Here is a 23,438-nt window from a genome sequence, read left to right on the forward strand (position 1 = left end):
AGAATATATGTATTCGAGAGCAAGCAGACAAAATCCTCTATTGCGGATAAAGAATTTTCAGATTTCTATTAAAGTATGAAAGCTCCAGCGTAATTCGAGCCCGTTTCACAATATATTCGTACATCGAAATCAACCTTCAGCAAACATTTGAATTGTGTTAATTTTACGCGTTCTTCCGGTATCCTCATCAATATCCAAGACCACAGCATTCAACTGTATAGGACCACTTGCCAATTCAAACTTCGCAGGAAGTTGAGTCAAAAAACGATTAATAATAATTTCCTTCTTTACTCCTAAAACAGAGTCCCTGGGTCCAGTCATACCTACATCAGTTATGTAAGCTGTACCTTGATGAAGTAAGCGTGCATCAGCAGTCTGAATATGAGTATGCGTACCCAGGACCGCACTAACTTTACCATCGAGGAACCAGCCCAAAGCGACCTTTTCAGAAGTTGCCTCAGCATGGAAATCCACAATAACTATTGGAGTTTCTTGTTTGATCTGATTGATCCAGCGTATTGCCCCACTAAAAGGGTCGTCTAGAGGTGGTAAGAATACTCGGCCAGAGAGATTTAGAATGCCAATTTTTTTACCCATAGTACGTATGTAGCCGTGTCCTTGCCCAGGTGCTCCTATTGGATAATTAGCTGGTCGAATAAGTCTGGGTTCACGATCAATGAAGTTCATAATTTCTCTTTGATCCCAAACATGATTACCCATCGTCAAAAATTGAATTCCATTGGTATAAAGCTCTTCAGCGATTTCCTTTGTTAAGCCTTTTCCAGCTGCTGCATTTTCACCATTGGCAATGGTTACATCAATTTGATGCTCAAGCTGTAGAGGTTTTAAAAATTTTTTAATTGCTTCCCTTCCAGGCTTACCTACTATATCTCCAATAAATAGTATTCGCAAAAAAGTATTCCCCCTTCCCAACGGCTAAACTTTATTTAGCCATATACATAGGATACCATTATTTCATTAAGATAATAACTGGGTTTTTATAAAGTTTTGTGGCTTAGAACATTAGTTAATATATAAATGAAACTAGGACTTGAACACCAAGACCTTACCTTCTTCTCGCAATGCAACAACGTTTTTATTTATATCATTACTCTGAATCGACGACAGCATTTGGGTTATCATTTCCTCTTGATAGATCTGTTCATCTTCAGGCAGGTACATTTCATCATAGACCAACTGGTTTTTAAATTTTCTCTTTAAAAGTTCAACGATAAGTCCTACTTCACGTTGAGACATACTGTCAACATCTCGTGTAATCGTTATCACACAAACGCCTTCCTCGCTCCGGCTGGCGATATCAAAGACTCGCATCTTCATTCCCTCAAGTTGATGAAAGAATTCCAAAGCCGGTATTAGAAATTCACGCAAAGATTTGACTTCTTGGGGTTGCGTAACCATGAACGTGAACTTTAGGGCATGTTGTTCCCGCCAATAATGAACTGACCCTACCTCGGTATATCTCATCAAGATTGAGGTTAGCAACCCAACTCCATCTTGTAAACGCCCTCCATCTTTATATTGCATATTACTTAACATCCTTGTTTTCAGCCCTCTCTATACGCTGTCTAACATTCTTAACTATTCGGCATCGGCTTGCAATTTCCTGCTCAAATACTGCTTAAGTGAGCTGGTCATTTATGGGATAATGCCCTGCATATAAAAATCAGGCGATCCACAGGATCGCCTGATTAAATATTTACTATTAAATATTATTTCGCGAAGTCAACTGCTCGAGTCTCACGGATGACGACAACCTTGATTTGTCCAGGATATTCAAGTTCTTCTTCAATCCGCTTGCTAATCTCACGAGCAACGCGTGGAGCTAGCACATCATCAATTTTATCTGGTTTAACGATAATGCGAACTTCCCGTCCGGCTTGAATAGCAAAACACTTTTCAACCCCTTCAAAACTTTCAGCGATTTCCTCAAGTTTTTGTAAGCGCTTAATATACGTTTCAAGGGTTTCTCTGCGTGCTCCTGGCCGAGCCGCAGAAACCGCATCGGCTGCAGCGACAAGTACCGCAACGACGGTTTTTGGTTCAACATCGTTATGATGCGCTTCAATGGCATGGGTAACATCACTGGATTCCTTGTATTTTCTGGCCAAGTCGACTCCAATTTGCACGTGAGTCCCTTCCATATCATGATCGACAGCCTTGCCGATATCATGCAACAGACCAGCTCGTTTAGCAAGTTGAATATCAACACCCAACTCCGCAGCCATTAATCCCGCTAGATGAGATACTTCTGTCGAGTGCTTCAAGACATTTTGTCCATAACTTGTTCGGAATTTTAGTCGGCCAAGCAAACGAATTAATTCTGGGTGCAACCCATGCACACCTGTTTCAAAGGTTGCCTGTTCCCCTTCTTCCCGAATCTTTTGATCAACTTCCTTCTGAGCCTTTTCTACCATCTCTTCAATTCGGGCTGGGTGAATACGTCCATCTGCAATGAGTTTTTCAAGAGCAATTCGCGCAACCTCTCTGCGAATTGGATCAAAACCCGATAAAATTACGGCCTCGGGAGTATCATCAATGATAAGATCAATCCCTGTAAGGGTTTCTAAAGTACGGATATTACGTCCCTCGCGACCAATGATCCGTCCTTTCATTTCGTCACTCGGCAATGCTACAACAGATACCGTCGTTTCGGCAACATGGTCTGCCGCGCATCGCTGTATTGCTAAGGCAATAATATTCTTTGCCCGTTTCTCAGCTTCTTCTTTTGCACGAGTTTCAATTTCCTTAATTAGAATCGCCGATTCATAGCGAACGTCTTCTTCGACACGTTTAAGCAACAGTTGTTTAGCTTCTTCTGAGGTCATGCCCGACAAACGTTCAAGTTCTGCTTGTTCCTTGCCTACAATTTGATTCAACTCTTCTTTTAGCTGTTCTACTTCGTTTTCTTTGCGGTGTAGGTTTTCCTCTTTACGTTCCAATGACTCAATTTTGCGGTCTAGACTCTCTTCTTTTTGGACTAAGCGTCGTTCAAGCCGTTGGAGTTCGTTACGTCGCTCTCGGGTTTCCTTTTCTACTTCATTGCGAATATGCATGACTTCTTCTTTGGCCGCAACGACAGATTCTCTTTTCTTGCTTTCAGCTGCAGAATGAGCATTCTCAACGATCCGTTTTGCTTCTTCTTCCGCGGATCCGATACTCTTTTCAGCAGTATTCTTACGAAAAACCCAGCCTGCCAAGACACCTAAACCTAATCCCACTAATACGGAGATTAACCCGGTAATAATTAGTCCCATCATACGTCTACACACCTCCTTTGTTTAAACTTTAACTTTATTATTTCTAAATAAAAAAAACTGGTTTCCAAAACCAGTCACTTTTAAGCATAACCTTTAAAACAGGTGTCTTCTCCTGTTTCCTACAACTCTCGCTCGCTAGTCAAAAAACCCCATATTTTAGCTAACTACAACGAAATCTATAAGAAAACCTTTAAAGGTTAAATCTTAACAGAGACAGGTCTCTGTTAAGATTTTAATATCATTTGCAACCAATGTCAAGCTTGTCCTAAATGGATGAATTCTATACACTGGGCTATATCTCCACATCTTCACTCTGATTAATTTTAATCTGAGAAAGTACGTTTCTCACCATATCTGTGGGATACCCCCGTTGAATAAGCTTCCGGGCAATTTTTTGCTGAACCCATAATTCACGTGGAATCATTTTCTTTGCATTTTCTATCACATTTTTATGTTCCCAACGTTTGCCCTCTTGTACCCACCAACGTTCAGCGAGAGTTAGGCATTGTTCAAACTCATCATTACTTGAATAGTTTTCTCCCAAGGCTTGTTCGATTAATTGAGGTACTAATCCTCGATTTTGCATATCTTGTTGAACCCTGCGTCGAGAATAACGCTTTAGGCGACTTTTAGAATACATAAAAGCCAACTCTTCGTCGTTAAGATAACCCCATTCCAGCATTTTTTCCAACACAGCTCTAATCTCTGAGCTTTCATAGCCTTTTTCCTTGAGACGAGCCTCTAATTCGCAATAGGTTAAAGCCCTCCGAGATAAACAATCCTGCGCAACATCCTTGGCGCTTCTGCGAGGTTTAGCGCTCGTCAAATGTACCATCGTCCTCTGTTGCATCAGTGGTTACAATAGGGACCAAGTTAGTACGAATCTGTTGCTCGAGTTCGTCAGCCATCTCCGGGTGTTGTTTAAGGTACTCTTTAACATTCTCTCGCCCTTGCCCCAGCCGCTCTCCTTGATAGGAATACCATGCTCCTGATTTTGCAATAACTTCCATTTCTGTGCCTATATCCACGATACTCCCCTCACGAGAAATACCTTCTCCGTACATAATATCAAAATCTGCTATTTTAAAGGGCGGGGCAACTTTGTTTTTGACGACTTTGACTCGGGTTTTGTTTCCTATTACATCCTGCCCTGATTTTATGGCTTCTTGGCGGCGTATATCCATCCGAATCGAGGCATAAAACTTAAGCGCTCGTCCACCTGTAGTTGTCTCCGGACTGCCAAACATAACTCCGATCTTTTCCCGAATTTGGTTAATAAAAATAACACAAGTATTACTCTTACTGATGGATCCTGTCAACTTACGCAAAGCCTGGGACATTAGGCGAGCATGCAATCCGACATGATTGTCCCCCATTTCACCTTCAATCTCGGCGCGAGGAACTAAGGCAGCTACAGAGTCAACCACGACCACATCGACAGCAGCACTGCGCACAAGGGCCTCGCAGATTTCTAACCCTTGTTCACCTGTATCTGGCTGTGCAACAAGCAAGTCATCAATATTAACCCCTAATGCTTTTGCATACACTGGATCGAGGGCATGCTCCGCATCTATGAACGCAGCAGCTCCGCCCAGCTTTTGGGCTTCAGCAATGATATGAAGCGCTACAGTTGTCTTTCCTGAAGACTCTGGTCCGTAAATTTCGATTACCCGCCCGCGAGGCACTCCTCCAACTCCTAAGGCCAGATCTATTGCCAAAGAACCTGTCGGGATAACATCAATCATCATACCCGCCGAAGATTCCCCAAGTTTCATGATCGAACCTTTACCGAACTGCTTTTCAATCTGAGCAAGTGCAATATCAAGTGCCTTTAACTTATTTGTTTCGGCCATTCTTTTATCCTCCTCATCTTGGTCATAACGCATTAGCATTTTCTCTTTTAGCAAAACATCTGTTCGGTTTCTATTATAGATGCCTCCTTCAACACTTGTCAATTTGTTTATGAAACTGCCGACATTAAAACTGCTAATCTAACAATTTTTATTGAATTTAAGATTAAGATTAAGTAGCTGAATTGAAAAATGGACTATATATGGAGAAATGACGTGCGAAGATATTGTTATTCCGCACGCCATTTCTATGTCATTTGACCGTCTTATACCTCAATACAAAACTCGTTATTTAATTAGGATTAGCTTTTTAAAAGGCCAACTTTATAATCTGATTAAACGTCAGAGTTTTCACGTGCCTTAGCTGGTTCAACACTCACCTTACGGCCTTTAATCATTGTCTGATGCATGCAGCTCTGAACTCTGGAAGCATATTTATCAGGAATCTCTACAAAGGTGAACTTATCATAAATATTTATTATTCCAATACTGCTTCCAGAAATTCCGCTTTGATCTGCAATCCAACGAATAATATCCTGGGGACGAATTTGTTGAACTCTGCCAATATTAATAAAAAATCGCACCATGCCTGGTGTGGCTCCTGTTTTTCCAAAAAGCCGTTCATCAGGGTCTTTGCTATTTTCGATTTCGTCCACATTGGCTCCCTCGATAGCATACTTCAAGGCAGCAGCCGCCACATCCATTGAATCATATTCTTGGAGCAAATCCCCGACAATCGCACGATAACTGCCCAAGCGATTACTTTGCATTAGTTTAATAAGTTGATTCTTAATATTTTCTGCTTGGCGCTCACTTATATCAGCCATTGAAGGAAGCTCTTGCCGACGAATTCTCGTTTTAATAAGATTCTCAATCAGGCGAAGTTGGCGATATTCTTTAGGGGAAATTAGGGTTATAGCTTGCCCTTTACGGCCGACTCGCCCAGTTCGGCCAATCCGATGCACATACGATACCGGATCTTGAGGAATATCAAAGTTAATAACATGAGTCACATTATTAATATCTAAGCCCCGTGCAGCAACATCTGTAGCTACCAATAGTTCAGATTTCCCATCTCTGAACCGTTTCATGACACGGTCCCGTTGCTGTTGGCTTAAATCCCCATGCAAAGCATCTGCAAAATATCCTCGAGCTTCAAGCGACACCACCAATTCATCCACTCCACGCTTCGTGCGGCAGAAAATAATCCCTTGTCCGATATCCTCCATATCAATGATACGGCCTAAAGCATCAACTTTAATGCTTTCTCTCGTTTCATAGAAAACCTGATCAATTAATGGAACGGTTAATTCATCTCGACTGACCGTGACAGAACGGGGAGCATTCATATAGGTCTGGGCCAATTTACGAATTCCTGGGGGCATCGTTGCCGAGAAGAGCAGAACTTGCCTTCCTTCAGCAGGGACCTCCCTTAGAAGACTCTCGATGTCGTCAATAAAGCCCATGTCCAGCATTTCGTCAGCTTCATCCAGAACTACCATTTTCACATGTTGCAGACGAAGTGTTCCCCGATTCAAATGGTCTAACAACCGTCCAGGAGTTCCGACAACCACCTGATATCCCATTCTCAAGGCTCTAATCTGACGGTCAATAGGTTGCCCGCCATAAATCGGCAACGGTTTAACGTGCCTATACTTTCCAAGTTTTGCGATTTCCTCCGCAACCTGTATTGCCAGTTCTCGAGTAGGCGTGACAATGAGCGCTTGCACTGCTTGAAATTTTGAATTCACCTTTTCCGTAATAGGAATTCCAAAAGCAGCCGTTTTACCCGTTCCTGTCTGGGCCTGCCCGATTAGGTCAACCCCATCAAGGGCAACCGGAATTGCTTCTTTTTGAATCGGAGAAGGCTCTTCAAACCCCATCTCTGACAGGGCTTGTAAAATGGGTTTACTTAACTGTATATCACCAAAGGTTTGTAAACGTTCAACCATCACCTAATTGTAATCTCCCTTCACTGTTTAACATAAAGGCGTACTCCATTAAGGGCAGCTTGAACGGTCAACTGACGGACAGACTCCCGTTCACCATAGAACTGAAATTTTTCAGCATGAACACCATTAGCCGTTGCAAAACCAATGTAAACAAGCCCTACTGGTTTTTCATTAGTGCCTCCATCCGGCCCCGCTATTCCCGTAGTAGAGACAGCCAAAGCTGATCCCGTCTTAGAACGAATTCCTTCTGCCATTTCCTTGGCAACCTCTTCACTCACTGCCCCAAATGCTTTAAGACTTTCCTCGTCAACCCCCAGAAGACTTTGTTTTAAGGCATTAGAATAACTCACTGCCCCGCCTAAATAGAATTTAGAACTACCCGGTTCCTGTGTGAATGCAGCACCAAGTAACCCCCCTGTACACGACTCAGCTGTAGAAATTGTCAAATCCTTACTAATCAAGGCCTTTCCTACAATACTGATCATGGTTTCCTGATCTCGACCAAATACTTTATTTCCTAAGCGCCGGCGGATTTCCTCTTCAGCTTGATCCAACGCCATTTTAGCCTCACCCGATGTAATTTCTGTGCTTCTCGCCACTAAGCGTATGTGCATCTCTGCTCTTTTAGCCAACAATGCCATCGTAAGGTTCGGAAGATTCATTAGATCATCGAGTACTTTCTCTATGGAGGATTCTCCCATTCCAAAGACTTTAAGGACACGTTCATTCATCCGTTCGACATGGGGTCCAATCATTGAAACTAATTCAGGCCAAACATAATTATCGAACATGGGCTGCATTTCAAACGGAGGACCGGGCAATATAATTACGGTCTTACCCTTTTTTTCAATGATGGCACCTGGGGCGGTTCCTATAGGGTTAGGTAAGACTTTCGAGCCTTTGGGAAAAAAGGCTTGTTTCTCGTTACTTGAAGGCATAGGCGCTTTTCTGCGGCTAAAGAACTGTTTAATGTTTTCTGAACTTGGGGCATCTATCTCCATCTTCAGATCTAAGACTTTTGCAACTAGTTCCTTCGTCAAGTCATCTGCTGTTGGACCTAATCCTCCCGTTGTAACGATTATATCAGTGCGCTCAATTGCCTGGCGTAAAATCTGTTCTAATCGTTTGGGATTGTCCCCCACTGTCGTATGATAGTCAACTTCAATGCCTAATAAGGACAGTTTTCCTGTCAAATAGTGAGCACTCGTATTGAGGGTTTCTCCAAGTAATAACTCAGTCCCAGTTGAGACAATTTCAGCTTTCATATAGTTTACCACTCTCCTATAATCAACGCAAATTCGCGGTCTGCAAATTCGTAGTTCGTGCTTCGAACGACAAATAATGAACATCGAGCTACGACCATGCACTTTGTTAATTATTTCTGATCTTGTCAAAAAATATCCTTCTTACTCGTGCAAAATATTAAAATAATATAAATGCCCTCCTATGTATAGATTATATTATTCTACCATAGGAGGGCATTCTTTAGGTTGCATTTTTCAGGCGACAGTTTTGAGATAGGTTCGCAGGGTTTCACCGCTTAGCGTTTCTTCTTCTTCAAGAATCTTAGTAATCCCTAATAAGGATTGTTTGTTCTCCTCAATGATCTTCATTGTTCGTTTTTCAAGCTCTGCTAAAATGTCTTTCGTCACAGGCTCACGTTGGTCGGCATTCAAGCGAGAAACGTCTGTAACCCCCAAGGGAGACATTCCTGCGAGAAGCATCTTCTCTACGAGATTTAAGGCTTGTTCATAGTCACCGGCAGCGCCCGTACTTCGTGTACCCAGAATTTGCTCTTCCGCAAGTGCTCCAGCTAAAGCTACCATGATCTGCTCTTCAAGCATCGCCTGTGTATAAAGATACAAATCATCCTTGGGGTAATGACGAACATACCCTAAAGCATTTCCTCTTGAACGGATAGAAATCTGAGAAACTGAGTTAGGACGGACTGTTTCTGCCAGCATGGCATGCCCGCTTTCATGAATGGCAATACGTCGCAGTTCCTCGGATGTTGGTTTCCGATCAAGTTTTTCTCCCATCATCACTTTCTCGACCGCTTCATGTAAATGATGTTCATTAATCTCGCTGGCCTCCTCGCGCAAGGCCAGAATAGCAGCTTCATTCGTAACACTCTCTAAATGGGCCCCTGAAAATCCGAAGGTTTCGTGCGCAATTTCTTCTAAACGCACCTCTTGCGCTAATGGCTTATTTTTAGTGTGAATTTTTAAGATGGCCAAACGACCTTCTTTATCGGGAAGATCAACTTTTACTTGCCGATCGAACCGCCCTGGTCGAAGTAACGCTGCATCCAAGGCCTCTGGGCGATTTGTGGCAGCCATGACCAGGATGTGAGGGCCTTGATCTACTTTCAGACCATCCATTTCAATAAGCAGTTGATTCAGTGTTTGATCATATTCATGATGGGAAACATTACTTCCACGCTTCGCTCCTAAGATATCCATCTCATCAATGAAAATAATAGCGCTCGTCTTTTTTTCCTTACGTACCATTTCACGTGCTCTGCGAAACAAGCCTCGAACACGTTCCGCTCCGACACCGGCATACATTTCTACGAATTCACTGCCTGATACCGAAAGAAATGCTGAATCTGTATATCTGGCCGCAGCTTTGGCTAATAGTGTTTTCCCCGTCCCAGTGGGGCCAGATAATAATATTCCCTTCAAAGGACGGATTCCTAAAGCTTTCATTCGATCAGAGTACAACAGAAAGTCCAAAGCCTCTTGGAGTTCTTTTTTAGCGACACTCTGACCTCCAATATCCTCAAAATCAATTCCTGTGGTGCTTATGGCTACTCCGTTACCATTTTTCAGGATTTGACGAGAAATAACCAATTTCCAGACAACATAAGCGGTTACTAGCAGCAAACCTACGGGAAACACGTTATAACCCATAACCATTAAAAAGGCAAAAACTCCTATAGCAAGGCCTAGCAAGATGTCATATTTCATACATACGTTCTCCCTCTCTTTATTTATCCTTTATTCCTTTCAGACGATAGAAACTGGCCCTGCCCATTTCGTTCGATAACCTCTATCAACTGAGCTTGACCCTGATTAAGGATTACGTATATGGCATCACTGTCCATCTCTAATTCTAATTGTACGCCTTCCTTTTCAGCTTGTATTCTGACATTTTGCGACATTTCGGTAAAATTCCCACGTGCGATTCCTTCTTGTAAGGCAAACTGAATCTGCCCAAATAGTTTCTCAAGGGAATCATTTCTGTGGTCAACAAATCGAATTGGAACATTATTTGCAACTTTTATAAGCGTTTTGCTGGCTTGACGAAGGTTGGTCAGCTGGTCGGTCACCACAACCATCTCTTTCAAACTGTTGTTATCCTCAACCTTAGCAGAAACGACACCTGGAATTTGCTGACTTTGGCTCAAGATGGAAACATCAACCCACTTTTTTTGATAGACTACCTTGCCCCCTAATAATAACCCAAATATCAGAAATCCTGCGAGGCTGATTATCAGTATTCGGCGATTTGTCATTATATCTTCCTCCATTTGCTACACTTCATGCTATATCGACATTATAGCACGTAGTATATCACGCAGAAAAAATATCTTATATCCAAATAAGGTAAAGTAAGGTAAATATTATTTAGCAAGACATTAAAACGAGTGCCAATCTATGAGAATGGCACTCAATTCTAAATTAATTATTTTTATATCCAATACAAAAAGCACTATAAATCTATTTGCGCAACAATTTCCGAGACTTAATCATATAATCCAGACCAGAAATAACTGTGAAAAACAGGGCTATGTATAAGAGAGGTTGACCAATGTATATCCCAATCAGGGATAGAGGCCAATCATGCAATAATATTGCAGAAATCGCAATTACTTGAGTCGTTGTTTTGATTTTTCCAAGTTTACTGGCACTGATAACAACCCTGTCCACAGCAGCAATGGCTCGCAGGCCTGTAACCGCAAACTCTCTGGCTAAGATGATCCAAGCAATCCAAGCCGTCACTTCTCCAAGTTGGACCAATGAAATGAGGGCCGCAGAAACTAAAAGCTTATCTGCCAACGGATCCATGAATTTGCCCAAGTTCGTAACCTGATTCCGTTTGCGCGCAATATAGCCATCCAAGCCATCTGTAGCGGCCGCCAAGATAAAGATCACGGCCGCCACTAAGTCTTGATTAGGGAATAGTGTATAACCTTTAGGAACCTTCAACAGTAAAAAGGTCATAAACACCGGTATCAAAATAATTCGGGCCATAGTTAAACGATTGGGTAAATTCACGAGACAACCACTCCCATTAAATCGTAGTTATCCGCCTCAAGGATGCGAACTTTGACCAGATCTCCCTCCTGAAGAGAGACTTGAGTATCAGGAATATAGACTTGCCCATCAATTTCAGGAGCGTCCCCTTCCGTTCGGCCCATCCACCGCCCGTCAGGTAATTTCATCTCAAGCAACACTGTAACAACCCGACCAACCCATCGCTGTAGCCTTTGCCGAGATATGTCTTGTTGGATTTGCATAATTTGGTCTCTGCGCTTTTCGCGAACTTCTGGTGGAACTTGGTCTTCTCTTTGACCCGCTGGCGTATTCTCCTCTTGAGAATAGGCAAACACCCCAAGACGATCAAATTGGACACGTTGAATAAAATCAACTATCGATTGAAATTCCTGCTCCGTTTCTCCTGGAAAACCGGTAATCATTGTCGTGCGAATAGTTATGTCCGGCATAGCTGTCCGTAATTTTCCGATCAGTGTTTCAGCTTGTTCTATGGTTCCTCGTCGATTCATATCTTTCAGAATCTTATTATCCGCGTGTTGTAAAGGTAAATCAATATACTTGCAAACTTTTGGCTCCTGTCGCATGGTTTCAATCAATTCATCTGTAAAACGCTCAGGATAACAATACATTAATCTAATCCATTCTATTCCCTCGATCCGAGCGAGTTCGCGAATTAGTTGAGGCAGGCGAAGTTCTTCATAAAGATCCTGTCCATAACGCGTAGTGTCTTGGCCCATGATTAGGATTTCCTTAACTCCTTGGGCGGCCATCTCCTGAACCTCATGTATCACTGATTCCTGCGGGCGACTGCGGAAATGTCCCCGAACATAAGGAATGACACAATAGGTACAATAGTTATCGCAGCCCTCAGCGACCTTCACATACGCTAAATAATCCGGCGTAGACCGAATTCTTGCCATCAACTCATTATGAAGGAAATCAGGGGCTCCTTGTTTAATCAGGGACGTTCTTTTTTTCTCAGTCTCTTGAACTAACTTGGTTATTTCATCAATATTTCCTGTCCCAAGTACCCCATCTAATTCAGGGATGTCCTGCATTAACTCAGAACCGTAGCGTTGAGCTAAACAACCTGTCGCAATCAAAGTCTGGCAAGCACCAGTTTTCTTGTGACTTGCCATTTCAAAAATCGCTTCAATTGATTCTTCCTTAGCAGATTGAATAAATGTACAGGTATTTACAATAATAACATCTGCTTCTTCAGGATTTTCGATAAATATATGATTTTGGGCCAGTAATCCTGACATTACTTCGCTGTCCACTTGATTTTTTGGACACCCCAAAGTGACAACTGCTACTTTCTTCGTCAACGTTACACCTCATATCATTGGTCTGCTTTTCTTAGTATAAACCAACACTTCCACAAGGTCAAAAAATATTGCATCTTAAAGTATGCATCCAGTCACTCATAGTTTCCTGCAATTAACTTATTTATTCAGATCCTGCCTGCCTGCTGTCGAAATATAAATTACATTTTCCCCAATATTAGTTGCATGATCTGCAAATCTCTCAAGATAACGTCCCACAAAGGCTAAGTACATGCCCTGATCCAAGACTTCCGGTTTATCCGTCATAATGACTAACAGATCTCGCACCACTTTTTTATACAAATGATCAACTTGGTCGTCTAGAACTGCCAGATCATGCGCAAGGTCCATATCCTCATTAGCGTAGGCTTCCAGCCCCTGCCTCATCATTCCAAGGGCCTTTTCAGCCATGAGTGGGATATCAATAAGCTGTTTTAATAAAGGGCCCTCAATTCTCCGCACTATTTTAGCAATGTCAATCGCTAAATCCCCCATTCGTTCAAGATCCGTCGATATTTTCATTGCCGAAATAATCATTCGTAAGTCCTTTGCCACTGGTTGCTGAGTGGCTATTAAGCGTACACATTCATCATCTACTTGACGTTCAAAATCGTTGACTTTCTGATCTTCTGCTATCCAAAATTCGGCTTGTTTTCGGTCTAAGGATATTAGACTTTGCATACACCCTTGCAGAATCCTCTCAACTTCGTTTCCCATATCTTTCAATAACTGTATCAAAATGAGCTGCCCTTCATTAAGTGTCTGACGCATCAAATTTCCTCCTTTTTTAGCCAAAACGCCCAGTAATATAATCCTCAGTTCGCTTATCATTCGGGTTTGTAAAAATTTCCGAAGTTGCTCCATGCTCCACCAGTTCTCCATTAAGAAAAAACGCTGTGGAGTCAGCAATTCGGGCAGCCTGTTGCATATTATGCGTTACTATAAGGATAGTGTAATCCTCTTTCAGTTGCCTGACTAATTCCTCAATGTGAGTGGTTGCTATAGGGTCTAATGCTGAGGCCGGCTCATCCATCAGCAGTACGGATGGTTCAACTGCCAGAGCCCTGGCAATACACAGACGTTGCTGCTGCCCGCCTGACAAGCTCATGCCCGAATAATTCAAGCGGTCTTTAACTTCATCCCATAAGGCGGCCATACGCAAACTTTTCTCTGCAATACCTTGTAAGTTCTGCTTGTTTCTCATCCCATTAAGCCGAACACCAGCAACTACATTTTCGTAAATACTCATAGAAGGAAAAGGATTTGGTTTTTGAAACACCATCCCTACCATTTTTCGTAATGCCACAGGATCTTGATCATAAATACTTTTCCCATCTAAAATTATTTCTCCTTTAACTTTTGTCCCTGGCATCGTCTCATGCATACGGTTTATACAACGAACGAAAGTTGACTTTCCGCACCCCGACGGACCAATGATTGCTGTCACATGATTTGATGCAACCTCCATATTTATGCCTTTAAGGGTTTTATTAGACCCATACCATGCTTCAAGTTGCCTGACACTTAAAGTCTGCCCCATCTATACTGTACCCCCTCTAAATACTTCTCGATCGAAATGCATATCGTGCTACTAAATTCAAAGTAATTACCATTAAAATTAATACTAAAGACCCAGCCCAAGCAAGTTGGTGCCACTCCTTATAAGGAGATGTTGCATACTGAAAGATCTGAACCGGCAAAGAAGCTGTTGGTTCATTCAGGGAGCGTGACCAATATTGATTTCCTAAAGCGGTGAACAATAAGGGGGCAGTTTCCCCGGCAACACGTGCAACTGCCAGCATTGCCCCTGTAATTATTCCTTTTGCGGCGGTCGGCAAAACAATTTTCAAAATCGTTTTAGCTTTAGAAATCCCCAAAGCGAACCCTGCTTCTCTGATTGAATGGGAAACCAGCTTTAGCATTTCTTCTGTCGATCGAATAATTAATGGGATCATTATCACGGCTAGAGAAAGTCCTCCCGCAAGAGCAGAGAAATTTCCCATTCTCAACACTACTGCAGTGTATATGACTATACCAACAATTATCGAAGGAATACCTGTCAAAACGTCGGTTGCAAAACGAACTCCCGTACTCAGCCAACTGTGACGGTCGTATTCTGTTAAATAGATTGCCGCCAGGATACCAATAGGAATACCAAGAGCACTGGCAATTAAAACCATAATCAAAGTACCTGCTATCGCATTGGCCATCCCGCCTCCAGGCAAACCCATTGCTTTCGGTAAATTAACAAAAAACTGTAAGTTTAAAGCACTTAGGCCATTCTTTACAACATACCCTAAGACTCCAAACAATGGGATTAGGGCAATAATAGTTGCTCCAATAAAAACTGTCAACATCATTAAGTTTTTATATTTTCGAAAGTATTCATTCATACAACGTTTCCTCCCTTAGGACCGCGTGCTACAGACCACACAAGGAGTCGAGCAAAAAAATTAAGCACAAGTGTAATCCCGAATAAAATAAGACCAATTTCGACAAGAGCACTTAAATACAGATCATACGTAGCTTCTGTAAACTCGTTGGCAATCACTGCGGCCATGGAGTAGGCAGGCGCAAATAAGGACGGAAGAATATCGGGACGATTGCCGATTACCATTGTAACAGCCATTGTTTCCCCAAGTGCACGTCCTAAGCCAAGCATAATCCCGCCCATGATTCCCGACTTGGCGTAGGGCAGAACAGCCACCCTAATCATCTCCCACTTCGTTGCCCCTAGGGCTAGGGCAGCTTCACGTTGCATATTGGGCACAGCGGCCATTACTTCTCTAGAGATGGCCGCAATCGTAGGAAGAATCATCACTGCTAATATCAGTCCTCCGGCGAGCATACCAAAACCAACGGGGGTACCCTGGAAAAGGGGAATAAAGCCCAGCCACTTAGCTAGTCCGGGTTCGACAGTTTCTCTAAGCCAAGGGGCTAGGACAAAAATTCCCCACAATCCGTAGACAACACTTGGAATCGCGGCTAGCATCTCCACTAAAAATCCAACCACAGCACGAAATTTAGACTCAGCCATTTCATTAAGAAAGATCGCCACACCGAGTCCGATAGGGGCTGCCAAGAGCAAGGCCAATAATGAGGTCACTAATGTTCCATAGATAAATGGCAGCGCTCCAAATTGTTCCTTTACTGGATCCCAAACACGATTGGTAATAAAGCTAAGGCCAAACTTTTGAATGCTCGGACGTGCTGCGTCAAACATCTGCCAACCCATCCAAGCCATGAGAACCAAAACACTGACCGCCATCAGAAGTGTCAATAGTCTTAAAGTTTGATCCCCCATGGAAGTTGTAAGTATGCGTTTCTTACTCATATTTTCTGATCTTCCGCCTTCCTAAATTAGAACCCCTACAACTTGGATCATAATTAATTAATCCTCTGCCTATCTATTTACTTTATCAATGGTTCTCCTTGAAACGTAATAGATTTGAGCATCTCTTCTTCACGGCTTACTAAACTGGCTGGCAGCTTTGCGTAATGTAACCCTTCAGAAAGAGCCTGTCCGTCATGAATAGACCAATTAATAAAATTAACCAGTGCCGTTCCTTTAGCTTTATCAGTTTGATCCTTATAAATCAAAGCCCAACTAAAACCAGCAATTGGATAAGCGTCAGCCCCTGGAGCATTGACAATTGACACTCTCATGTCATCTGGAATTGTGGCTGCCGCAGCTGCTGCAGACGTTGTTTGAAGAGAAGGGGGTACCCACTTGCCCTCTTTGTTTTTCATCATCGCATAAGGCAAGTTATTTTGAACGGCATACGCTAGTTCTAGATATCCGATAGAACCGGAGGTTTGTTGAATTACACCCGCAACGCCGGCATTTCCTTTACCACCTAGCCCTGCTGGCCAATTCAGGGAAGTTCCTTTACCCACCTTGCTTAACCACTCCGGACTTATGCTGCTGAGGTAATCTGAAAATATGTAGGTTGTGCCACTCCCATCTGAACGATGAGCAACTGTAATTTTAGAGTCTGGCAAAGATACGCCCGGATTATCATTGGCAATCTGTTGATCATTCCAATTGGTTATCTTCCCTAGAAAGATATCTGCCAGTACAGTGGGAGCTATTTTCAGCTCCTTTGGAGCGTTCGGAACATTATAGGTGACCGCTACGGCACCTAAAGTTAAAGGAATATGCAGCAGTTGCCCACCTTTTGTCGCTTTAAGCTGTTCATCTGTCATCGGGCCGTCTGTCGCCCCAAAATCAATCGTTTGCTCAGAAACCTGTTTAATGCCTGCACCGCTGCCAGAGCTCTGATAGTTAATCGTGATGTTAGAATTCCCCTTGCGGTACTCCTCAATTTGTTGATTTAATAGAGGATAGACAAAAGAGCTTCCTGACCCGGTTAGATTAGCTGTCTCTGCTTGTCCTTGACCTGTTGGTGTACCCGGGTTCTTCTCTCCGCACCCAACAAATGAAAGCATTAATACTGCTGTAAGTACATGAGCTAATAATCTTCCTTTTTTTCTAAACATAAAAAATTCTCCCATTCTGTATTTTATTTCTCGTTTGATGTATTATTAACGAGCCCCGAAAAATCTATCTGTGTAAAGTTTGCGTTAAATGGCAAGATTTAATGTATATACTTAAAGGAATTATCATACTCTTGGCGAATTAAGGCCCAACAAACTTTTGTGAGGTGTCATATTGTGTTTGATGAAGATGAAATAATAGAACCAATCGATATGTGCGGTTGTGGTGATATGGGATATCTGACAGCCAAGACGATTCCAATTGATTTAGCCCACGGTCCAGGGCGTGTAGCTAATGTCCCTGTCTACCACTGTCGCGCTGCTTCTTGCCAAGAATACACTCTGCCCTCACTCGTTTCTCGCCGCCTCGAAATAATTGCGGAACAGATGGAAGAGGAACGAATAAAGGAAACAGCATATACCTGGGGAAACAAACAAGAATCGACACACGATAAGCTTCCGGAACCAGTCCTCGCCCCCCTGCTTCATACTAACGACCAAATTCCCTTACAGGCCTTTACCTTTCAATTTGTCAATCGACAATATGAAGATGCACGAGTTGTGCAGATCGTACCCGGACAAGCTGTCTTTTTTCAGAGTAAGCTTGAAGAAACTGAGTATTACTTAATTCGTTACGAAGAAGATACTCGCACAGAGGGAATATGGTTTTCCTTTCAGAAATTTTATTATGAGGAACCAGACTTTACCTACGAAGATTTCCTGGAATGGTCGGAGGATGGTCACCTCAAAGAACTGGGGAAAATCGCTCTTGAAGAGGTTGAAGATACACTGATCGATGAGTTTGGAGACTGGGCATAAAGAAAGCTATATTTTCTGACTAGAATTAATATGACCCTAAGCCATTAGTTTGGCTTAGGGTCATATTAATTATTATTTATCTCTTCTTGGTTCCATGATGCCTGCTTTTCCCATTAGGAACAGGGTTATCAGTGCCCCTTATTTTGCTTGGAATGCCTTTATAAGGGACTTCTGCCTTTACGACATCTTTGAAGCGTCTTTCTTTGGCTTCTTTACCTATATTCGGCGCATCCTTCAAGCGTTTTGGCCTGCCCCCAGCACCCTTATAAGGGATTTCCGCACTCTGGGCCTCCTTTGAGCGCTCTGGTTTGCCTGTTGCCCCTTTATAAGCTTTTCCTGGTGCACCTTTAAGGGGCGTATCTTTACTCAGTACTTCTTTTCCGGCAACGTCCTTTTTCTTCATTCCCGATCGTCTCGTTGGCTTTTTAGCCTTCCAAGTACCTGCTTCTTGTTGATCGTCTCGTATATATCTTCTGGGTCGTATTAAACACTTAGGTCCATACCCTATTAGATCTTCACGATGAGCTAAGCGCAGAGCCTCTTCGACTAACCCATGATTTTTCGGATTTCGATACTGAATTAAAGCCCTCTGCATCGCCTTCTCATGCATGCTTTTTGGGATATAAACCGATTGCATAGTTTTAGGGTCTAAGCCGGTATAGTACATGCAAGTAGAGAGGGTTCCCGGGGTTGGGATAAAATCCTGGACTTGTTCTGGATTAACACCCATGTCTCGCACATATTCAGCTAACTCAACAGCTTCTTTAAGCGTGCTTCCCGGATGAGAAGACATTAAATAAGGTACGAGGTATTGTTTTTTCCCTAATTTATCATTAGTCTTTTTAAACTCCTGCACAAATTCTTCATAAACCCCTTTACCCGGCTTGCCCATTAATCTTAGAACCGCGTCACTGACATGTTCCGGAGCAACTTTTAATTGTCCACTGACATGATGCTCACAAAGCTCACTGATAAACTTAGATTTACGATCTGCTAATACTGCGTCATAGCGGATACCGGAACGAACAAATACTTTTTTCACCCTTGGCAAGTTGCGCAGGCGACGTAAAAGATCTATGTATTCCTCATGATCATTCTCTAGTTGAGCACACGGTTCTGGAAACAGGCATTGTTTGTGGGAACAAGCTCCCTTGGATAATTGTTTTTGGCACGCAGGTCGTCGAAAATTTGCCGTCGGGCCCCCTACATCGTGGATATATCCCTTAAAGCGAGAATTCCAAGTCATTTTTTCGGCTTCTCGAATTATCGATTCTGCACTTCGGCTTTGAATAATTCTCCCTTGATGAAATGTCAAAGCACAAAAAGAGCATGCTCCAAAACACCCTCTGACACTGGTGAGACTAAATTCTACTTCTTCAATAGCCGGAACTCCTCCTGACTCTTCATATGACGGGTGATATGTCCCCATAAACGGCAGGGCATAAATCGCATCCATCTCTGCTTGACTCAAAGGAAGTGAAGGCCTATTTTGCAACACATTTTTTCGCCCGTGGGATTGGATCATGGATTTCCCTGAAAAAGGATCCTGTTGATTGTACTGAACCCAAAAGGCTTCAGCATATTTTTTCTTATTCTTTGCAACTTCATCGAAGCTTGGCAGAATTAGAGTATCATTGGGCACACCATCTCCGTTCAACGTTACCATAGTACCCCTGACATCCGTTATCAGATCAATCTGTTCCCCGTTATTTAGACGTTCGGCAACTTCCACAATCGACTTTTCTCCCATGCCAAAGACCAGTAAATCCGCTTGACTATCCAGTAGAATAGACCTCCGAACCTCATTACTCCAGTAGTCATAATGAGCAAAGCGACGCAGAGAGGCTTCTATCCCTCCAATAATTACGGGAACCCCAGGCATGGCTTCTCTGACCCGATTAGAATAAACGATGGTTGCCCTATCGGGTCTCAGCCCAGACTCTCCTCCAGGAGAATAAGCGTCTTTGTGTCGTTTCTTCTTAGCCGCAGTATAGTGATTAACCATAGAATCCAGATTCCCGCCGGATATTAAACACGCTAAACGGGGTTTTCCCATCACCTGAAAATCTTTTAGATCTTTCCAATCAGGTTGAGCTACGATCCCTACTCGGAAACCGTTTTTTTCTAAAACACGAGCGATAATGGCAATACCAAAACTGGGATGATCCACATACGCATCTCCTGTTACCAAGAGAAAGTCCAGTTTATCCCAGCCAAGAGCCTCCATATCCGCTTGATTCATTGGTAAAAAATTACGTGTACGCATAGTTTCACCTTTCTGTTTAAACGACACAAGTTAAATCCATGGATTATGGAATTATTGTTTTTGTTTTAGCTTCTATCGTATTTCGAATAATATTCACTTCAACGCGACGATTTTTAGCCCGCCCCTCAAGTGTACCATTGGTGTCAATCGGTTGATACTCACCATATCCAATCGATCGAAATCGAGCTTGGTTGATATTATTCGATCTTAACAGATACTTCATAAAGTTTAAAGACCGTTTTGAGCTTAAATCCCAGTTAGAGTCAAATTCATTATTCTTTATAGGGATATTATCAGTATGCCCCGCAACTTCTACTTTGTAATCAGGATACATGCTTAACATTTCCGAAATAATTGAAGCAAGTTTTTGAGCCTCTGGTTTTACAACTGCCTTTCCCGAGTCAAATAAAGCATAATCCTGAATTGTAATTTTCAACATATCACTTGTGACATTCGTCTGAAGTTGCAGGGTCAGACCATTTTCTGCAATAAAAGTGTCAAGCCTTTTCTTAATTGCCTCCATGTCCTGTTTTTCTTTATTTATCAGGTCATTAAGCGCTTGGTTTTGGTCTTGTCCGTTTTCATTAACATTTTTTACATCATTAACAGAAATATCATCTATTGATAAAGTATCTGATTCTTCAAAAACACTTACGCCACCGTTAAAGGCACTATTCAAGCCCTGCATAACCTTAGCGTATTTTTTTTCATCTACCTGACTCGAGGCAAATAGAATAATAAATAATGCCAATAATAACGTTAACAAGTCCGCATAAGGAATTAACCATGTCTCGTCAATATGTTCTTCATGATGCTCTTTCTTATGCTTTTTCAACCTTATCCCCCTCCATAACTTTACGTTCAGTTGGAGTAAGGAAGACGGCCAGCCTTTGGTTAATGGATAAAACAGGTTCACCAGCTTGAATGGCTAAAAGACCTTCTGCCATCATCATCTTAATTTGGGTCTCTTTTTTAGATTTTTGCTTCAATTTATTGGCCATAGGGTGCCATAAAACATAACCAGAAAAGATCCCCAGTAACGTCGCAACGAAAGCCGCGGAAATCAAATGTCCTAATGCTTCTATCTCATTCAGATTGCCTAAGGCGGCAATCAAACCGACAACTGCTCCCAAAACTCCTAAAGTCGGTGCATAAGTTCCTGCTTGAGTAAAGATAAGCGCTCCTTGTCTGTGTCGCTCCTCCATCGCTGAAATATTCTCCATTAGAACATCACGAATAAATTCCGGATCATTTCCATCAATGACCATGCGCATCCCATTTCTTAGAAACTCATCTTCAATCTCCTCAGCCATGCTTTCTAGGGAAAGTAAGCCCTCTCGTCTGCTAACAGTTGCCCATTCGCCAATTTGATTGATTAATTCGCTTCTAGATACCAATTCTTGGGACGTGAACATTATCTTAAAGAGCTTCGGTACTGCCTTTAAGTCATCTAATGGAAAACCGATGAATAATGCTGCGGCGGTCCCCACAAATATGATTAAAATTGCAGCTGGGTTCAGCAAAGACGAAAGACTGGCGCCTTTCAAGACCATTCCAACTCCGACAGCAATGACCGCTAATATCAAACCGATGTACGTAGATTTTTCCATTCTAAACTATCCTTTCCGATATCGAATATTTAATAATATTCAATATCAGTTCGACAAATTCCTTCAAAATTCTATCGATAAACAGAAAATATATGCTGAAATCTTCACTATACACAAATATAATAGCTTGTTAGACCTTCCATGGAAATATAGCGATAATTATACTCCCTGACAGACATAAAAATGCTTGGTTATTTCCAAGCATTTTTAATACTTACCAATTATTTCTGTGTTGGTTGCAAGAACTTTAGATTTCTTATCTGAAGTTAATAAACTGTAATTCTATTCCAAAATCTTCTTTGCGTAAAAGGGCAATAGCTGCCTGAAGGTCATCTTTATTTTTACCGGATATTCGAATCTCTTCGCCCTGAATAGAACTTACTACTTTTATCTTACTATCTTTTAAAGCTTTATTAATTAGCTTAGATTTCTCTTGGGCAATCCCTTGAACCAACTTAACTTCTTGCTTAACTGTGTCGCCAGCAGCAGATTGAGACTTTCCATATTCCAAAGCCCTCAGGGAAACCCCACGCTTGACAAGTTTACTCTCAAGAATATCGACCACATTGGATAACTTGAAATCATCATCAGATACTAAAATAATCTTTTCACCCTCAAGATTAATTGAAGATTTACTGTTTTTAAAATCGAATCGTTGTGAAAGCTCTTTCTGTGCCTGTTGGATTGCGTTGGTGACCTCGGGCATATCTACCTTGGAAACAATATCGAATGAAGAATCTTTAGCCAAAACAAACTCTCCTTTAAACTCTCATAGTTTATGTGAATTACTTAAAGTTGATTCAAAGTTTCTTTAGTCAAAACAACGTTGCGAAGAACTTCGCCTGGTTTTCCCAAACTAGGCATGGCTTTACCATTCAATGTAACAGTAAGTCCTCCTGCATTCCCGATCGAGACCAGCTCAATTTTATCGATTCCTTTAACCTCTTTACTTGTACCAGCTGCAAATGTTCCCTGAAAAGGTGCCTGACCGTCAACTTTAACCTCGATCCAACAGGCTTGCGTAAAGACCAACTGTGCTGTTAAGCCATCCTGAGTAGAGGCTACAACATCAGGAGGGGAACTTTGGGAAGGCGGTACAGTCGAAGAAGGAGCTGCAGTTTCTGGATCAGGTGCGCTTATTAAGGGCGGTGAGGTGTATGGGGTGCTTGGATTAGTTCCCTCCGTTTGGTATAAAGCTTTAATACCAAAAACCAAAACAATAGCTACCAGCGCCATACTCCCTATGATCACCGGTCTTACCCACGAAGGGCGAGATTTAATGATTCTGTCTGGTGCTTGAATGACTGGTGCTGCCTCAGGCTTTATTGAAGAGCTATAGAGTGCAACAATTTCATCAGGATTTAATCCTAGTTGTTTAGCGTAGGTTCTCAAATACCCCTTCGCATAAGTAGCTCCAGGGAGTATTTCATATTCCTCCTCTTCAAGAGCCTGAATATAGCGAACACGAATTTTTGTGATTTCCTCTGTGTGCAATAAGCTCCATTCCTTCTCTTCTCGAGCAAGCCGGAGCATTTGTCCTTCTCCCGCCATTGCTAAAACC

The 23,438-nt window shown here is 42.3% G+C and carries 22 protein-coding genes; 1 reads left to right on the plus strand and 21 read right to left on the minus strand.

The window, feature by feature from the left end:
* Positions 1-129: 129 nt before the first annotated feature.
* The 16 genes from BUB11_RS08715 to pstS all read right to left on the minus strand — a co-directional run bounded on the left by BUB11_RS08715 (position 130) and on the right by pstS (position 17,185).
* Entirely contained in the window at positions 130-912 is a 783-nt protein-coding gene (locus tag BUB11_RS08715; protein WP_073029370.1) for a TIGR00282 family metallophosphoesterase, read from the minus strand.
* A 132-nt stretch (positions 913-1,044) separates the two neighbouring features.
* Positions 1,045-1,545: a hypothetical protein gene (locus BUB11_RS08720; RefSeq protein WP_242947497.1), complete on the minus strand. Its 501-nt coding sequence runs from the start codon at positions 1,543-1,545 to the stop codon at positions 1,045-1,047.
* A gap of 185 nt (positions 1,546-1,730) precedes the next feature.
* The gene (rny, locus tag BUB11_RS08725) at positions 1,731-3,278 is read right to left on the minus strand and encodes a ribonuclease Y (RefSeq protein ID WP_073029372.1); all 1,548 of its coding nucleotides are present in this window, start codon (positions 3,276-3,278) and stop codon (positions 1,731-1,733) included.
* A 292-nt stretch (positions 3,279-3,570) separates the two neighbouring features.
* Positions 3,571-4,113 carry a regulatory protein RecX gene (locus tag BUB11_RS08730; protein WP_073029373.1) on the minus strand — a complete coding sequence of 181 codons (543 nt, stop codon included), beginning with the start codon at positions 4,111-4,113 and terminating at the stop codon, positions 3,571-3,573.
* Entirely contained in the window at positions 4,091-5,131 is a 1,041-nt protein-coding gene (gene recA / locus BUB11_RS08735) for a recombinase RecA (protein ID WP_073029417.1), read from the minus strand. Before recA ends, BUB11_RS08730 begins: the two co-directional genes overlap by 23 nt.
* Positions 5,132-5,463: 332 nt before the next feature.
* Entirely contained in the window at positions 5,464-7,083 is a 1,620-nt protein-coding gene (locus BUB11_RS08740) for a DEAD/DEAH box helicase (RefSeq protein ID WP_143187583.1), read from the minus strand.
* 17 nt (positions 7,084-7,100) lie between these two features.
* Entirely contained in the window at positions 7,101-8,345 is a 1,245-nt protein-coding gene (locus BUB11_RS08745; RefSeq protein ID WP_073029374.1) for a competence/damage-inducible protein A, read from the minus strand.
* Between the two features lie 234 nt (positions 8,346-8,579).
* Positions 8,580-10,049: an AAA family ATPase gene (locus BUB11_RS08750; protein ID WP_073029375.1), complete on the minus strand. Its 1,470-nt coding sequence runs from the start codon at positions 10,047-10,049 to the stop codon at positions 8,580-8,582.
* 23 nt (positions 10,050-10,072) lie between these two features.
* Positions 10,073-10,597, minus strand: a complete 525-nt coding sequence (locus BUB11_RS08755; protein ID WP_073029376.1) for a hypothetical protein — start codon at positions 10,595-10,597, stop codon at positions 10,073-10,075.
* 205 nt (positions 10,598-10,802) lie between these two features.
* Positions 10,803-11,360: a CDP-diacylglycerol--glycerol-3-phosphate 3-phosphatidyltransferase gene (gene pgsA, locus BUB11_RS08760; protein ID WP_073029377.1), complete on the minus strand. Its 558-nt coding sequence runs from the start codon at positions 11,358-11,360 to the stop codon at positions 10,803-10,805.
* Positions 11,357-12,688, minus strand: coding sequence for a 30S ribosomal protein S12 methylthiotransferase RimO (gene rimO / locus BUB11_RS08765; protein ID WP_073029378.1), 1,332 nt, complete (start codon positions 12,686-12,688; stop codon positions 11,357-11,359). Before rimO ends, pgsA begins: the two co-directional genes overlap by 4 nt.
* A gap of 117 nt (positions 12,689-12,805) precedes the next feature.
* Positions 12,806-13,456, minus strand: a complete 651-nt coding sequence (gene phoU / locus BUB11_RS08770) for a phosphate signaling complex protein PhoU (RefSeq protein WP_073029379.1) — start codon at positions 13,454-13,456, stop codon at positions 12,806-12,808.
* 16 nt (positions 13,457-13,472) lie between these two features.
* Complete coding sequence (pstB, locus tag BUB11_RS08775; protein ID WP_073029380.1) at positions 13,473-14,225, minus strand: phosphate ABC transporter ATP-binding protein PstB; 753 nt, start codon at positions 14,223-14,225, stop codon at positions 13,473-13,475.
* A gap of 16 nt (positions 14,226-14,241) precedes the next feature.
* Positions 14,242-15,078 (minus strand): phosphate ABC transporter permease PstA, encoded by an 837-nt coding sequence (gene pstA / locus BUB11_RS08780; protein ID WP_073029381.1) that lies wholly within the window; start codon positions 15,076-15,078, stop codon positions 14,242-14,244.
* A complete protein-coding gene (gene pstC / locus BUB11_RS08785) occupies positions 15,075-16,019 on the minus strand; it encodes a phosphate ABC transporter permease subunit PstC (protein WP_073029382.1) in 945 nt (314 codons plus the stop codon). Before pstC ends, pstA begins: the two co-directional genes overlap by 4 nt.
* A gap of 77 nt (positions 16,020-16,096) precedes the next feature.
* A complete protein-coding gene (gene pstS / locus BUB11_RS08790) occupies positions 16,097-17,185 on the minus strand; it encodes a phosphate ABC transporter substrate-binding protein PstS (protein WP_073029383.1) in 1,089 nt (362 codons plus the stop codon).
* 174 nt (positions 17,186-17,359) lie between these two features.
* On the opposite strand from pstS, the gene BUB11_RS08795 reads away from it, so the two are divergent.
* Positions 17,360-18,001 carry a hypothetical protein gene (locus tag BUB11_RS08795; RefSeq protein WP_084110215.1) on the plus strand — a complete coding sequence of 214 codons (642 nt, stop codon included), beginning with the start codon at positions 17,360-17,362 and terminating at the stop codon, positions 17,999-18,001.
* 76 nt (positions 18,002-18,077) lie between these two features.
* Here the strand turns inward: BUB11_RS08795 and BUB11_RS08800 are convergent, their stop codons facing one another.
* From BUB11_RS08800 to BUB11_RS08820, 5 genes are all read right to left on the minus strand, one after another.
* Positions 18,078-20,267: a YgiQ family radical SAM protein gene (locus BUB11_RS08800; RefSeq protein ID WP_073029384.1), complete on the minus strand. Its 2,190-nt coding sequence runs from the start codon at positions 20,265-20,267 to the stop codon at positions 18,078-18,080.
* A gap of 43 nt (positions 20,268-20,310) precedes the next feature.
* On the minus strand, positions 20,311-21,102 hold the full coding sequence (locus BUB11_RS08805) for a flagellar motor protein MotB (protein ID WP_073029385.1): 792 nt from the start codon (positions 21,100-21,102) through the stop codon (positions 20,311-20,313).
* Positions 21,089-21,877, minus strand: a complete 789-nt coding sequence (gene motA, locus BUB11_RS08810; RefSeq protein ID WP_073029386.1) for a flagellar motor stator protein MotA — start codon at positions 21,875-21,877, stop codon at positions 21,089-21,091. The genes BUB11_RS08805 and motA overlap by 14 nt, the downstream gene beginning before the upstream one ends.
* Before the next feature lie 256 nt (positions 21,878-22,133).
* Positions 22,134-22,625, minus strand: coding sequence for a YajQ family cyclic di-GMP-binding protein (locus BUB11_RS08815; RefSeq protein ID WP_073029387.1), 492 nt, complete (start codon positions 22,623-22,625; stop codon positions 22,134-22,136).
* A gap of 41 nt (positions 22,626-22,666) precedes the next feature.
* Positions 22,667-23,428, minus strand: a complete 762-nt coding sequence (locus tag BUB11_RS08820) for a helix-turn-helix domain-containing protein (RefSeq protein WP_073029388.1) — start codon at positions 23,426-23,428, stop codon at positions 22,667-22,669.
* Positions 23,429-23,438: the final 10 nt, after the last annotated feature.

It is taken from the genome of Desulfosporosinus lacus DSM 15449 (genome assembly GCF_900129935.1).
In the GTDB taxonomy this organism is placed as follows: Bacteria; Bacillota; Desulfitobacteriia; order Desulfitobacteriales; family Desulfitobacteriaceae; genus Desulfosporosinus; species Desulfosporosinus lacus.